13 protein-coding genes are annotated in these 14,654 nt (G+C 58.6%); all 13 read right to left on the reverse strand.

The annotated features are described in order from the left end of the window. Positions 1–134 precede the first annotated feature (134 nt). The 13 genes from pnp to ABXR19_RS01350 all read right to left on the reverse strand — a co-directional run bounded on the left by pnp (position 135) and on the right by ABXR19_RS01350 (position 14,423). Positions 135–2,252, reverse strand: coding sequence for a polyribonucleotide nucleotidyltransferase (pnp, locus tag ABXR19_RS01290; RefSeq protein WP_354599263.1), 2,118 nt, complete (start codon positions 2,250–2,252; stop codon positions 135–137). Positions 2,253–2,473: 221 nt separating this feature from the next. Then, positions 2,474–2,743, reverse strand: a complete 270-nt coding sequence (gene rpsO / locus ABXR19_RS01295; protein WP_354599264.1) for a 30S ribosomal protein S15 — start codon at positions 2,741–2,743, stop codon at positions 2,474–2,476. 84 nt (positions 2,744–2,827) lie between these two features. Then, complete coding sequence (truB, locus tag ABXR19_RS01300; RefSeq protein WP_354599265.1) at positions 2,828–3,733, reverse strand: tRNA pseudouridine(55) synthase TruB; 906 nt, start codon at positions 3,731–3,733, stop codon at positions 2,828–2,830. Next, a complete protein-coding gene (gene rbfA, locus ABXR19_RS01305; protein ID WP_354599266.1) occupies positions 3,730–4,146 on the reverse strand; it encodes a 30S ribosome-binding factor RbfA in 417 nt (138 codons plus the stop codon). The genes truB and rbfA overlap by 4 nt, the downstream gene beginning before the upstream one ends. A gap of 71 nt (positions 4,147–4,217) precedes the next feature. After that, on the reverse strand, positions 4,218–7,004 hold the full coding sequence (infB, locus tag ABXR19_RS01310) for a translation initiation factor IF-2 (protein ID WP_354599267.1): 2,787 nt from the start codon (positions 7,002–7,004) through the stop codon (positions 4,218–4,220). A 21-nt stretch (positions 7,005–7,025) separates the two neighbouring features. Further along, the gene (gene nusA / locus ABXR19_RS01315) at positions 7,026–8,498 is read right to left on the reverse strand and encodes a transcription termination factor NusA (protein ID WP_354599268.1); all 1,473 of its coding nucleotides are present in this window, start codon (positions 8,496–8,498) and stop codon (positions 7,026–7,028) included. Positions 8,499–8,525: 27 nt separating this feature from the next. Next, complete coding sequence (rimP, locus tag ABXR19_RS01320) at positions 8,526–8,954, reverse strand: ribosome maturation factor RimP (protein WP_354599269.1); 429 nt, start codon at positions 8,952–8,954, stop codon at positions 8,526–8,528. 229 nt (positions 8,955–9,183) lie between these two features. Next, complete coding sequence (gene rluB, locus ABXR19_RS19670) at positions 9,184–10,659, reverse strand: 23S rRNA pseudouridine(2605) synthase RluB (protein WP_435594290.1); 1,476 nt, start codon at positions 10,657–10,659, stop codon at positions 9,184–9,186. Beyond that, a complete protein-coding gene (scpB, locus tag ABXR19_RS01330; protein WP_354599353.1) occupies positions 10,574–11,212 on the reverse strand; it encodes an SMC-Scp complex subunit ScpB in 639 nt (212 codons plus the stop codon). The genes rluB and scpB overlap by 86 nt, the downstream gene beginning before the upstream one ends. Before the next feature lie 40 nt (positions 11,213–11,252). Then, entirely contained in the window at positions 11,253–12,095 is an 843-nt protein-coding gene (locus ABXR19_RS01335; protein ID WP_354599270.1) for a segregation and condensation protein A, read from the reverse strand. Between the two features lie 42 nt (positions 12,096–12,137). Further along, positions 12,138–12,794 carry a site-2 protease family protein gene (locus ABXR19_RS01340; protein ID WP_354599271.1) on the reverse strand — a complete coding sequence of 219 codons (657 nt, stop codon included), beginning with the start codon at positions 12,792–12,794 and terminating at the stop codon, positions 12,138–12,140. Between the two features lie 110 nt (positions 12,795–12,904). Continuing rightward, positions 12,905–13,528, reverse strand: coding sequence for an L-threonylcarbamoyladenylate synthase (locus ABXR19_RS01345; RefSeq protein ID WP_354599272.1), 624 nt, complete (start codon positions 13,526–13,528; stop codon positions 12,905–12,907). A gap of 52 nt (positions 13,529–13,580) precedes the next feature. Next, the gene (locus tag ABXR19_RS01350; RefSeq protein WP_354599273.1) at positions 13,581–14,423 is read right to left on the reverse strand and encodes a 3',5'-nucleoside bisphosphate phosphatase; all 843 of its coding nucleotides are present in this window, start codon (positions 14,421–14,423) and stop codon (positions 13,581–13,583) included. Positions 14,424–14,654: the final 231 nt, after the last annotated feature.

Genomic DNA, 14,654 nt, shown 5'->3' on the forward strand with positions numbered 1-14,654 from the left:
AACTCCAGAAAATATTCGCAAATTGTGACACAGGACACAGACACCCTCGGCCTGCGGATCGCCATCAGGGCAGCGTGAAGCAGACAACAAAAAAGGACGCCGCAGCGCCCTTCTTTGTTTATCCTCTTGCCAGCTTACTCAGCCGCCGGTGCTGCAGGCGCTTCGTCGTCCAGCAAAGCCTTCATCGACAGTTTGACCTTGCCGCGATCATCGGTCTCGAGCACTTTGACGCGCACGACCTGACCTTCTTTGAGGTAGTCGCTCACGTTATTGACGCGCTCTTTGGCGATTTGCGACACATGCAGTAAGCCATCACGGCCCGGCATGATGTTCACGATTGCGCCGAAATCCAGAATGCGCAGGACCGGGCCTTCGTAGATCTTGCCGATTTCAACATCAGCCGTAATCATGTCGATACGACGACGGGCTTCGTCAGATTTGTTCTGATCGCTCGACGAAATCGTCACGGTACCGTCATCCTTGATGTCGATGACGCAGCCGGTTTCTTCGGTCAGCGCACGAATCACGGCGCCGCCCTTGCCGATCACATCACGGATCTTCTCGGGATTGATCTTGAACGAGCTCATGCGCGGAGCAAAGGCTGACAGCTCAGCCGGTGCAGCACCCACACTCTTCTCCATCAGCGCCAGAATGTGCAAACGGCCTTCCTTGGCTTGATCCAGCGCCTTGTTCATGATGGCCGGGCTGATCGAGTCGATCTTCAAGTCCATTTGCAGCGCGGTAATACCGTTGGTGGTGCCGGCAACCTTGAAGTCCATGTCGCCCAAGTGATCTTCGTCACCCAGGATGTCGGTCAGCACAGCAAAACGGCCGCCGTCCTTGATCAGGCCCATAGCGATACCCGCCACTGGCGCTTTCAAAGGCACACCTGCGTCCATCAGCGCCAGCGAACCGCCGCAAACGGAAGCCATCGACGAGGAACCGTTGGACTCCATGATCTCGGACACGACGCGGATGGTGTAACCAAACTCGGCAGCGCTCGGCAGCACGGCAGCCAGCGCACGCTTGGCCAGACGGCCGTGACCGATTTCGCGGCGCTTGGGCGAACCCACACGGCCGGTTTCACCGACGGAGTACGGAGGGAAGTTGTAATGGAGCATGTAACGCTCTTTGTACTCACCAGCGATGGCATCGATGATCTGCTCGTCGCGGCCAGTGCCCAGGGTGGTCACAACCAGCGCCTGGGTTTCGCCACGGGTAAACAGCGCCGAGCCATGGGTGCGCGGCAGCACGCCGGTGCGGATGTCGATCTGACGCACGGTACGGGTGTCACGACCATCAATACGCGGCTGACCATCCAGAATCCGGTTGCGGACAATTGCGGATTCCAGATCGAAGAGCACGTTCTTGACGTCGGTATAGGTCGGAGCGCCTTCTTCGCCGGTGACGAGAGCAGCAACAGCCTTCTTCATCACGTCCTTGAGCAAACCGCTACGCACGGACTTGCTGGTGGTGCCGAAAGCGGCTTCCAGATCAGCTTGAGCGACGTCCTTGACCTTGGCGATCAGGGCTTCGTTCTTCGGCGCTGCGACAAACTCGATTTCCGGCTTGCCAGCTTGCTCCACAAGCTCGTTGATCGCCTGAATGGCGATCTGAATCTGCTGGTGACCATACACGACGGCGCCGAGCATGATTTCTTCGGACAGCTGATCGGCTTCGGATTCAACCATCAGCACACCGACTTCGGTACCCGCCACCACCAGATTCATCTGGCTCTCAGCCAGCTGAGTCGTGGTCGGGTTGAGGATGTACTGACCATCGATGTAACCCACGCGAGCTGCGCCGATCGGGCCGTTGAAAGGCACGCCGGAAATAGCCAGAGCAGCCGAAGCAGCGATCATCGCCGGGATGTCGCCATCCACTTCAGGGTTCTGCGACAGCACGGTCGCCACAATCTGAACTTCGTTGTAATAGCCATCAGGGAAGAGCGGGCGGATCGGACGGTCGATCAGACGCGAAGTCAGCGTCTCCTTCTCGGTCGGACGACCTTCGCGCTTGAAGAAGCCACCCGGGATACGACCCGCAGCATAGAACTTCTCCATGTAATCCACGGTCAGCGGAAAAAAGTCCTGACCGAGTTTGGCGTCTTTGGCGGCGACGACGGTGGCAAGCACCACGGTGTCGTCGATGGTGCAGATGACAGCACCGTGAGCCTGGCGAGCAATCTCACCGGTCTCAAGGGTCACGGTATGCTGTCCGTACTGAAAGCTTTTTTTGATAGCGATAGGCACGAAATTATCCTTTCTGGATGCGCTTCACATGAAGCGCAAAAGACAGTTTCCCGGCTGCATCATGCAGCGGGCAAGGCGGGCACAACGAATAAAACGGATCTCGCAGCATTGCGTACGTATAACGCACACAAAACAAAGCCGGCGAAGCCCCACAGGCCGGCGCCGGCTTTGCTGATCTCAGCGCGGGACACTCCCGCGCTGCGAGCGAGCCCCAAACTGCATTACTTACGCAGGCCGAGACGCTCGATCAGGGCGCGATAGCCCTGAAGATTTTTGCTTTTGTAATAGTCCAGCAGCTTGCGACGAAGGCTCACCATCTTGAGCAGACCACGGCGGGAGTGGTGATCTTTGACGTTGGCCTTGAAGTGGTCGGTCAAACCATTGATGCGGGCGGTCAGCAGTGCGACTTGGACTTCAGGAGAGCCGGTGTCGCCCGGAGCACGCTGATAGTCGGCAACGATTTGCGCCTTTTGTGCGGTAGCAATAGTCATTCTTGTATCTCTTCAGGTTTGTGCTTTTGGTAAGCCCGCGATTGTACGGGAAACACCCCGGACAACACAAGCGCTTCATAAATCTCAAACTTCCGGAAAGGCAATCAGCCGAACCGGTTTAATACATCCATCACCTTCGGTCTGCGCAAGCCCCAGAAACTCCGGCCCGTACACCCGTACTTCGCCAGTGGGCGCTGCCACTCGCACAGCCTGTCCGTGTAAAAACAAACGTCGCGTCTCCATATCCAGCTGGACGGCAGGCAGGTGCGCCAACAAAGCGTCAGGCGACGCCAACAAGGGACGGCGAGCGCCTTCGTCAATTGCCGCTATCTGCTCCAGCGTCAAAGCGTCAGCCAGCTGCAGACTGCCAATTGAAGTACGCCGCAAGGCCGTCAGATGTGCACCACACCCCAAAACCTCACCAATATCCTCGGCCAAGGTACGCACATAAGTGCCTTTGCTGCAGCGAACAATGATATCCACCTCAAAACTGCCCACCCGCGTCACATCCAGCGACCGAATCGTCACCCGGCGTGAAGCGCGTTCGATTTCGATGCCCTGACGCGCATATTCGTACAAAGCCTTGCCCTGGTGCTTGAGCGCCGAATACATCGGTGGCACCTGCTCGATCTCACCGAGAAAGCCGGCACAGGCCGCATGAACGACCGCGGCATCAACAGTAACCGGACGCTCCTCAAGCACCTCACCCTCGGCATCTCCGGTCGTGGTCGTAACCCCCAGGCGCAGGGTCGCCGCATAGGTCTTGTCAGCTTCAAGCAGACGATTCGAGAACTTCGTTGCCTCTCCGAAACACAGGGCCAACAAGCCCGTTGCCATAGGATCCAAGGTGCCGGTATGCCCGGCCTTGGCGGCAGAAAACAAGCGTCGCGCCTTTTGCAGGGCGTCATTGGAACTCAAGCCGCCGGGCTTATCGAGCAGCAATACGCCGTCAACGATTTGCCAACGTTTGCGGACAGGGGCCTGATTCATGCCGTTGGCGCTTGATCTGAGGTGGGTAGCTCATCCGCCTCTTCATCGCCACGCAGAGCCTTGTCTTCCGCAACAGCTTTATCAATCAACGCGGACAAGCGACTGCCCTCGACCACAGAGTTGTCATACGCAAAATGAAGTTCCGGACTGGTATGGATACGCACGCGCTTACCCAGTTCGCGACGCAAGAAGCCGCTGGCCCGGCGCAAACCATGCAAAATCTCATCCAGACCCTCTTCACCATACATCGAGGTGAAAAATATCTTGGCGTGAGCATAATCCGGCGTGAGCTCAACATCCGTCAGAGAGATGAAACCCACACGCGGATCTTTTACTTCCAAGCGGATCAGTTCGGCCAGCTCGCGCTTGATTTGCTCGGCTACGCGAGTGCCGCGTGAAAATTCCTTGGGCATGACAGCCTCCTGTTTCAATGCAAACAGGCCCCGCAGGGCCCGCTTGCGTTACAGCTTGCAGCGCAACCCGATTACAGGCTACGAGCGATTTCCTGGATTTCGTAAACCTCCAGCAGATCGCCTTCCTGAATATCGTTGTAGTTCTTGAGCGACAGACCGCACTCGTAACCCGTCTTGACTTCCTTGACGTCATCCTTGAAGCGCTTGAGCGACTCAAGTTCGCCGTCAAATTGCACCACGTGATTACGCAACAGGCGCACACGTGAATTGCGCTTGATCGTGCCATCCAGCACGTAACAACCGGCAATCGAGCCAACCTTGGAGATAACGATAACCTGACGAATTTCGACCGAACCCGTGATCTGCTCACGTTTTTCAGGTGCCAACATGCCAGACAGCGCAGACTTCACTTCATCTACAGCCGCATAGATGATGTTGTAGTAGCGGATATCCACACCGAAGTTCTCAGCCAACTTGCGCGAATTCGCGTCCGCCCGGGTATTGAAGCCGATGATGACCGCTTGCGATGCCTGAGCCAGATTGACGTCCGACTCCGAAATCCCGCCCACTGCGGCATGAATGACATTGACCCGCACTTCGCCCGTAGACAGCTTCTGCAGCGACTGCACCAAAGCCTCTTGCGAACCCTGCACATCGGCCTTGACAATCAGGTTCAGCGACTTGACTTCGCCTTCCGTCATCTGATCCATCAGCGTTTCGAGCTTGGCGGCCTGCTGTTTGGCGAGCTTCACATCGCGATACTTGCCCTGACGGAACTGGGCAATTTCACGCGCCTTGCGCTCGTCAGCCATCACCATGACTTCATCGCCCGCAGACGGCACTTCGGACAGGCCAAGAATTTCGACTGGAATCGAAGGGCCCGCTTCGTTGATCGCCTTGCCGTTCTCATCCAGCATTGCACGGATCTTGCCGAAGGCAGCGCCAGCCAACACCGTATCGCCGCGCCGCAGCGTGCCGCTTTGCACCAGCATGGTGGCGACCGGACCACGTCCCTTATCCAGGCGCGCCTCAATAATCAGGCCCTTGGCCGGCGAATCAATCGCGGCCGTCAGCTCCAGTACTTCGGCTTGCAGCAGGATATTTTCGAGCAACTCGTCGATACCCAGACCCGTCTTGGCCGACACCTGACAGAACGGCGAATCACCACCGTACTCTTCCGGCACCACACCCTCAGTCACCAGTTCCTGCTTGACGCGCTCAGGGTTGGCATCCGGCTTGTCAATCTTGTTCACCGCCACAACCAGAGGCACGCCCGCAGCCTTGGCATGGTGAATAGCTTCCTTGGTCTGCGGCATCACGCCGTCATCCGCCGCCACCACCAGAATCACGATATCGGTCGCCTTGGCACCCCGGGCACGCATGGCCGTAAAGGCCTCGTGACCCGGCGTATCGAGAAAGGTGATCATGCCGCGCGGGGTTTCTACGTGGTAAGCACCAATGTGCTGCGTAATCCCGCCAGCCTCACCTGCAGCCACCTTGGCGCGCCGGATATAGTCGAGCAATGAGGTCTTGCCGTGGTCCACGTGGCCCATGATGGTCACGACCGGCGCACGGTGGATCAGCTCAAAGTCTTTGGTTTCGCCATCAACTACCAGGAAGGCTTCCGGATCATCAAGCTTGGCAGCCAGTGCCTGATGGCCCATTTCCTCCACGATAATCATCGCGGTTTCCTGATCCAGCACCTGATTGATCGTCACCATCTGACCCATCATCATCATTTTCTTGATGACTTCGGTCGCCTTTACGGCCATTTTGTGCGCCAGATCGGCCACTGAAATGGTTTCAGGCACATGCACTTCACGCACCACGGGCTCAGTCGGAGCCTGGAATTGCGTCGCGCTGTCAGCACCATGACGGTTGCCATGACGGCTACCACCACGCGGACCGCCACGCCAGTTTGCAGTGCCGCCCGTCGTGTCGCCACGCGTCTTGATCCCGCCACGCTTCTTGGCATCATCAGTCCATGCGGTCTTGGCAGGAGCAGCCGGTTTTTTCGGTGCATCAGCGGCCTTGGCCGGCTTGTGCAAAGTACCGTCCTTGCGAGCAGTTTCAGCCTTGGCGGCTTTGGCAGCCTTGGCCTGTGCAATAACCGCATCGGCCTCTGCTTTCACCTTGGCTTCAGCAGCTTTGCGCACAGCAGCCTCTTCGGCCAGCTTGCGCGCCACAATCTGAGCTTCCTTCTCGCGCTTCTCGGCCGCTTGGTGGGCGAGCAATTCACGGTGACGTCGTTCGTCACGTTCACGTGCGGTTTCCACGCGCGGAGCAGCCTCGACCACAGGTGCAACAAGCTCTGGTTCAGCGACAGCAGCCGGAGCGGCAACCGGCTCAGGTTCAACAATGGGCTCAGGTTCTGGCACAACAACCGGCTCGGGCTCAGGCTCGACAACGGGCTCAGGCTCGACAACGGGCTCAGGCTCAGGCACGAACTCAGCGACCACCTCTTTTTCCACTGGCGCAACATACTCCTGCGCATCGTCAGCCGATGCCACAGCAAGCACATCCTGCTCTTCAGACGCCCCGTCCGCAGATTCATCAGAATCGTCGCGCTTGACGAAGGTGCGTTTTTTACGCACTTCCACCTGAATCGTACGGGCCTTGCCCGTCGAATCAGCGGCCTTGATTTCGGTCGTCTGCTTACGCGTCAGCGTAATTTTCGACTTGCCAGTGGTATCGCCATGCGATTTGCGCAGGTATTCCAGCAGACGAGCCTTGTCCTGCTCACTCACTGCATCGCTCGGACCAGACTTCGCCACACCAGCCTTCTCGAATTGTTCGAGCAAAGCCGGCGCCGGCATTTTCAATTCCGTGGCAAATTCCGCCACGCTTAGTTGCGCCATTGTGTACTTCTCCCCGCTTACTTACACGAACCAGTGCGCACGCGCCTTGGTAATCAGATCCTTGGCACGGGCTTCATCGATACCACCGATTTCCACCAGTTCGTCCACCGCGAGATCGGCCAGATCCTCGCGAGTCTTTACACTGCCTTGGGCCAACTTGGCCGCCAGCGGATTATCCATACCTTCAAGACTGAGCAGATCATCTGCCACGCCTTCCAGCTGTTCTTCACTCACAATCGCTTCGGTCAGCAGCACATTCCGCGCACGCTGACGCAGCTCATTAACGGTATCTTCGTCAAAAGCTTCGATTTCCAGCATTTCGGCTAGCGGCACATAAGCCACCTCTTCCAGCGAAGAGAACCCCTCTTCGATCAGGATAGAGGCAACTTCTTCATCCACATCCAGCTTCGCGCAGAACAAGGCCAGCAAACGCCCCTGCTCTTCCCCGCTCTTCTGCGCGGCAGCAGCTTCGGTCATCAGGTTGATGTTCCAGCCAGTCAGCTCGGAAGCCAGCTTGACGTTCTGACCACCACGACCAATCGCCATCGCCAGATTGCCTTCATCCACCACCACATCCATGCTGTGTGACTCTTCGTCGACCACGATGGAGCTGACTTCGGCCGGTGCCAAGGCGCTGATCACGAACTGCGCCGGATCGGCAGACCACAGCACGATATCGACGTTCTCGCCACCCAGCTCGTTACGCACGGCGGTGACGCGCGAACCGCGCAAGCCCACACAGGTACCGATCGGATCAATTCGCTGATCATTCGACTTCACGGCAATCTTGGCACGCAAGCCAGGGTCACGCGCGGCAGCCTTGATTTCCAGCAGACCATCTTCCATCTCCGGAACTTCAAGTTCGAAGAGATAAGTGATGAAATCCGGAGCGCTGCGCGAGAGCACCAACTGCGGACCACGTGCACCACGATCAATACGCAACAAGAAAGCACGCACGCGGTCGCCGACACGCAGATTTTCTTTCGGAATCTGCTGATCGCGCGGCAGCACAGCCTCCATGCGGCCGACTTCGACGATAGCATTGCCGCGCTCCATGCGCTTGATGCTACCCGTCACCAGATGCTCGCCACGATCCAGGAAGTCATTGAGGATCTGCTCGCGCTCGGCGTCACGGATCTTCTGCAGAATCACCTGCTTGGCGGCCTGGGCACCGATACGACCGAAGTCAATCGGCTCCAGCGCCTCTTCGACGTACTCACCGACTTCAATATCCGGGAACTGTTCGCGAGCATCGATCAGACCCATCTGGGCCTCATCGTTTTCAACCTCAGCATCGGGCAGCACCAGCCAGCGACGGAAAGACTCATAGTCGCCGGATTCGCGGTCAATCGACACGCGCACTTCGGCTTCCTCGTGAATCCACTTCTTGGTAGCAGATGCCAACGCCATTTCCAGCGCAGCAAAGACGATATCCTTGGCAACGTTCTTTTCACGTGCCAACGCATCGACAAGCAGCAAAACTTCGCGGCTCATTATTTCAATCCCCTGAAAGCGAATTCATCAAAATTTGGGTACCAGGCGCGCTTTTTCCACTTGATCCAGTGGCAAAACGACCTCACTTTTTTCGGTCTGAAGGATCACTGCACCATCGCGCATACCCAGCAGAACCCCTGCAAAATTACGTTGATTACCAATCGGCAAACGGGTCCGAACCTGCGCTTGCTGCCCCGCAAAACGTTCAAAATCCGCAGCCTTCTTCAACGGTCTATCCAAGCCCGGCGAAGACACCTCAAGACGGTCGTACTCGAACTGCTCAACTTCGAACAAACGCGTCAACTGATTACTCACTGCAGCGCAATCTTCCACCACAATGCCACGCTCGATATCCATGAAAATACGCAAAACACGCCCTTTGGGCGACATTTCGATATCCACCAATTCGTAGCCCATACCACTGAGCGTTTGTTCTACTAGCTGTACAAGATCCATTCCGGCGCCACAAATAAAAAATGGGCACAAAGCCCATCTTGATTACTTAAGCCGGCCAAAAGGCCGACGGGAATCAACAAAACGCGCGGATTCTAGCACATCGCCGCCGCACAGTAAATCGCCACGGCATGCCAAGGTCTGTTGGCATACACGCAATCCCTGAATGCATGCCCCCTGAAACACCACGCCTGGCGGACCTGACCAAGCACCCTGCCCGCACAGGCAATGTTTACGCGCTTTCCACAGCAGCCGGTTTATTGCGCCGAGGCCCACGTGGCCGACGACGCTTGCTGCTGGCGGGCTTGTCGCCCCCGCCCTCAACACTCACAGCTTCAACCGGAGCGCCTTCTGCGCGAGGCCCTTCCGCACGCGGACGTTGGCGATTGCCGCCGCGACGGCCATCACGATTAGTGCCTTCAGGACGCGCCTCAGCACTCGCACCCTCAGCCGGCGCGCCCTCGACGCGCGGAGCGCCTTCAGGTCGCGGGCGCTGGCGATTTGCTCCGCCACGACGACCATCACGATTGCCACCACCCTCGCCCCGACGTCCTTCAGCCGGCGCGCCTTCCGGGCGTGGCCCAGCCTGTTTAACGTGTGGGCGGGTACTACGCGGACCCTTGGGCGCACGCTTGTCTTCCGGACGCTGCTGGCGCTGCTCAACCGGCTTGCCGGTCAGCACGGCAACCTGCTCCGCCGACATCTCTTCGTACATACCGCGCTTGAGGCGACTCGGCAGTTCAACCTGCCCGTAGCGCACGCGCATCAAACGACTAACCGTCAGGCCAATGGTTTCGAACATGCGCCGCACTTCGCGATTGCGCCCTTCCGACAGAGTGACGCGATACCAGTGATTGGAACCTTCACCACCTTCGTCGCGCAGAGTCGCAAACTTGGCCATGCCATCTTCAAGCTGAATCCCGTCGGTGAGCTGCTTGATCTGCTCATCCGTCAATTCACCCAGCAAACGCACCGCGTACTCGCGCTCGATCTCGTAACGCGGATGCATCATGCGGTTGGCCAGATCGCCGTCATCGGTAAACAACAGCAAGCCGGAGGTATTGAAATCCAGACGGCCAATCGCGATCCAGCGCCCCTTGTTGATGGCCGGCAAACGATCAAACACGCTCGGACGACCTTCCGGATCGTCCTTGGAAACGATCTCGCCTTCCGGCTTGTGATAAACCAGCACGCGTGAACCACGTTTCTGCAGCTCAGCCGCAAAGCGCAGATTCACCATCTTGCCGTTCACCTTGACGCGATCACCGGGGCCGATTTTCTGACCCAGAAAGGAGGGCTCGCCATTCACGCTGACGCGGCCGGCGGTAATCCACTCCTCAAGCTCGCGACGCGACGCATAGCCGGCCTGCGCCAACACTTTCTGGATGCGCTCGTTCGGCGCATCGATCACCGTCGTGCCTTTGCGACCGGCCATTTCATCGACCGCAGCGCCCCAACGGCCACGGCGTGCGCCGCCAGCCAGCTCGGGATTGGCGGGTTGTTCCAGCACGCTCAGAAACGCAAGTTGGCCGTCGTGTTCGCCTTCGATGAAATCGGGCGAATCAAAATCGATATCCGGTACGGACGGTGCAGCCGGGCGGCGTGCGCCGGCGTGATTGTTGTTACGCGAGCGATTGCCTGTCGTCGTCGAGGGACGGATCGGGCTGTTCGGCGGGCGTGGACGACGCGGCTTGGGCGGTGTCGACAAGATCTAATACTCCTTCTAGCTCGGCCAAAGGTGGCAGCTCAGTCAGGCTGCGCAGGCCGAGATCATCCAAGAATTTCTTCGTGGTGGCATAAAGGGCCGGGCGGCCCGGGGTATCGCGGTGACCAATCGTGTCGATCCAACCGCGGGTTTCCAACAATTTAACTATCTGGCTGGAGACCGTGACCCCGCGGATATCTTCAATGTCTCCGCGAGTAACGGGCTGACGATACACGATGATTGCCAAGGTTTCCAGCACCGCGCGCGAATAACGCGGCGCGCGGGTTTCTTTCAAACGATCCAGATACGGCTGCAAAGCCTCCCGGGTCTGAAACCGCCAGCCCGTCGCCAGGCGCAAAAGCTCGGCGCTGCGCCCCTGCCAGTCCGCCTGCAGATCGACCAGCAAACGCCCCATCAGCTCGGCACCGATATCGGGCTCGAACAGGCGCCGCAGCACTGCCGCGCTCAGCGGTTCGGTCGTCGACAGCAGCGCCGCCTCGATCACCTGCTTGGCCAGCTTCACATCGATCCCGCCAAACGCAGCCTCCCCCGGCATCTCGGCCAACGGCGACTCATCGATCGGTTCGGCGTTTTGCTCAGGCTGCTCGGACATTTGCGGATTCATTGATTCGGACATAGATCGCTTCCATCGGCGCATTCTGGGTCACCAGCGCCAGCCTTTCCTTGACCAGTTCCAGCACCGCCAGAAAGCCCACCACCAAGCTGGCCACACCATGCGTAAAGTCAAACAGATCCTCAAACGCCACATCGCCTGCGCCCTGCAGGCGCCGCAGAATCAGGGTCATGTGCTCGCGCACCGACAATTCCTCGCGCTGAATATGGTGATTCTGGTTCAACTTGGCTCGACGCAGCAGCGCCAGCCAGGCCGTCTGCAGATCAATCAGGTCGATATCCGGCAAACGCTCCACCGTCTTCTCGGCAACATGCACGGCCACCCACTCGAAATCCCGTTCGGCACGCGGCATCCGCTCCAGCTGCTGCGCGCTGCGCTTCATGCGCTCGTATTCCATCAGCCGGCGCACCAGCTCGGCGCGCGGATCCAGCTCGCTGTCCTCAGCCTTTTCGCGTGGCGGCTTGGGTAGCAACATGCGCGACTTGATATCGAGCAGCGTCGCTGCCATCAACAGATAGTCCGCCGCCAGCTCCAGATTGGTCGAACGCATCGCCTCGACATACACCAGATACTGCGCGGTCAGCGGCGCCATCTGGATGTCCAGAATATTCAGGCTGGCGCGCCGGATCAGGTACAACAACAAATCCAGTGGCCCTTCAAAAGTGTCGAGAAACACCTCCAGCGCATCCGGCGGAATATACAGATCCGTCGGCATTGCCAGCATCGATTCGCCATGAATCCGCGCGTGAAAGCGCAGCGGCAGCTCGGGGGCAGCTTGGTCAACCTGGGTCACAGAACTCGTCATGCTGCACTCAGTCGTAGAAAACGCGTTGCCGGACCACGAAGCTCAGACTCCGGTAAAAAACAGCAGGAATGACAAAATCGGGCGCGCAACATAGCGCAACACGTAATCAAGCACACCGAAATACAGCAAGCCAATCAGGATATAAAAACCGTAAGGTTCGAGACGTGACCAGGCAATCGCCTGTCGCATCGGCAGCAGGCTGACCGCAATGCGCCCGCCATCCAGCGGCGGGATGGGAACCAGATTGATCAACATGAGGCCGACATTCACCAACATGCCGCGCTGGGCCAGATCAAACCAGAGTGAATCTGGCGAACTCTGCCAGCGAATCAGAAACCCGATCAGTAGTGCCCAAACAATTGCCTGTACAAAATTCGATGCTGGGCCAGCCGCAGCCACCCACAGCATATCGGCCTTCGGACTACGCAAACGATTGAAATCCACCGGCACTGGTTTGGCCCAACCGAAAGGCGGAAAACTGGCGCCGGTGATGGCGTTCATCAGCACAATACCTCCCGGTACCAACAAGGTCCCCACCAGATCGACGTGCTTGATCGGGTTGAGCGTAATCCGCCCTGCCAAATGCGCAGTCGGATCGCCGAACATACGCGCCACATAGCCGTGAGCCGCCTCGTGCAGTGTAATCGCCAACACGACGGGAACTGCCCAGATGACGATATCGAGAATTATCTTGTCCATAAGATCGCTATTTTATTCCATTTCAAAAGCGAGGCAGCCGCAAAGACGAGGCTCAGTGCTGAAGCACGACCAGCCGAAGTTGCCAAAGGCAGGCCTGATTTGAGATGAAGCTACAGACCCAAAGGCCCTAAAGCGCCCTTACCCTCGCGGATCAACTCCGGTGCACCGGAAGTCAGATCGACGACCGTCGTCGCTTCAAGGCCGCAAGAGCCCGCGTCAATCACCAGATCCAGCACCTTCTTCAGGCGATCACGAATCTCTTCGGCGTCGGTCGGCGGCAATTCTTCATCAGGCAGTAGCAAGGTCGAGGACAGCAGCGGCTCGCCCAGTTCTGCCAGCAAAGCGCTGAGCACCGGATGATCCGGCACGCGCAGGCCGATGGTCTTGCGCTTGGGGTGCAATACCCGGCGCGGCAGCTCCTTGGTGCCTTCAAGAATGAAAGTGTAGGCGCCCGGCGTAGTCGCCTTGAGCAAACGATACTGGGCGTTATCGACACGCGCATAGGTCGCGATTTCCGACAGGTCGCGGCACATCAGCGTGAAGTGGTGACGCTCATCCACGCCACGAATCTTCCGGATGCGATCCAGCACGGCCGCATCACCGGTCAGACCCACCAGCGAATAGGCGCAATCGGTCGGCACGGCAATCAGGCCGCCCTTGCGCAGAATCTCCGCCGCCTGACGGATCAGGCGAGCTTGCGGTTGCTCGGGATGAATTTCAAATAGCTGTGGCATGGCGTCAATCTGCTGCAACTGGCTGCAGGGGCACGGAAAAGAAGGCGGAACCTTACACCAAACGCTCCCACACGGGCATCAAATCCGGCGGCAGGATCTCGGCCTTGCCCAGATCGACCGGACTTTCACCCGGCCCATGAAAGTCCGACACGCGTGACGCCAGAAAGCCATAACGCCGCGCGATGCGCGCATATTCCAGCGCTTCGGCGCCAGACTGCGAGCCCGACACCACCTCGATAGCCTCGCCGCCCAAGGCCTTGAAGCTCTCATACAACGTGATCATCTCGGCCTTGGAAAGCCGCGTACGCCCTGGATGCGCGATTACGGCCAGACCGCCCGCGCCGTGAATCCAGCCCAGCGCATCTTCCAGACTCGCCCACTCGTGTTCGACGAAGCCCGGCTTGCCGCGCACCAGATAGTGTTCGAACACATTCGGCATGTCGCGGGCGATGCCGATTTCGACCAGATAGCGGGCGAAATGCGCTCGGCTGACCAGCGCCGGATTGCCCACATATTTTTGCGCACCTTCCAGCACACCGCGAATCCCGATCTGCGCCAAGCCATCGCTCATACGCTGCGCACGCTCGTCACGGCCGCTGCGCACCTGCTGCAGACCGGCCAGCAGCGCGGCATTCGAGGCATCAAAACCCAGCCCGACGATATGCACAGTCTGGTCGCCCATCGAGACGGAAATCTCCACGCCGTTTACGAAGCGCAGGCCCAGCACATCGGCCTCGGCACGCGCTTCGTCCAGCCCGCCGGTTTCATCGTGATCCGTCAGCGCCAGCAAGCTCACGCCGTTGGCGTGGGCGCGACGCACGAGTTCCGTGGGCGTAAGCAGACCATCGGAAACGGTGGAGTGACAGTGCAGATCGGCGTTGATGCTTGAGCTCATGCCTACAGTTTAACAGCCCGGCTTGCCCCGCCGCGGATCGATCCGCAAGGCTTCACGTGTGGGCGCTCGCACCAGCAATCCGCCACACCCCACAAGCAGCTCGAAGAGCTGCGCCTGATGGACATCTACAAGCACCCTACCCGCACGACCTTGCCTGACGGAGATCTACAAAGACACCACCCGAAGATCAAAACTACACGCGGCTCTTCGGGCATCCCTCATTAACACTCC

It is taken from the genome of Uliginosibacterium flavum, from assembly GCF_040566545.1.
Taxonomy (GTDB): domain Bacteria; phylum Pseudomonadota; class Gammaproteobacteria; order Burkholderiales; family Rhodocyclaceae; genus Uliginosibacterium; species Uliginosibacterium flavum.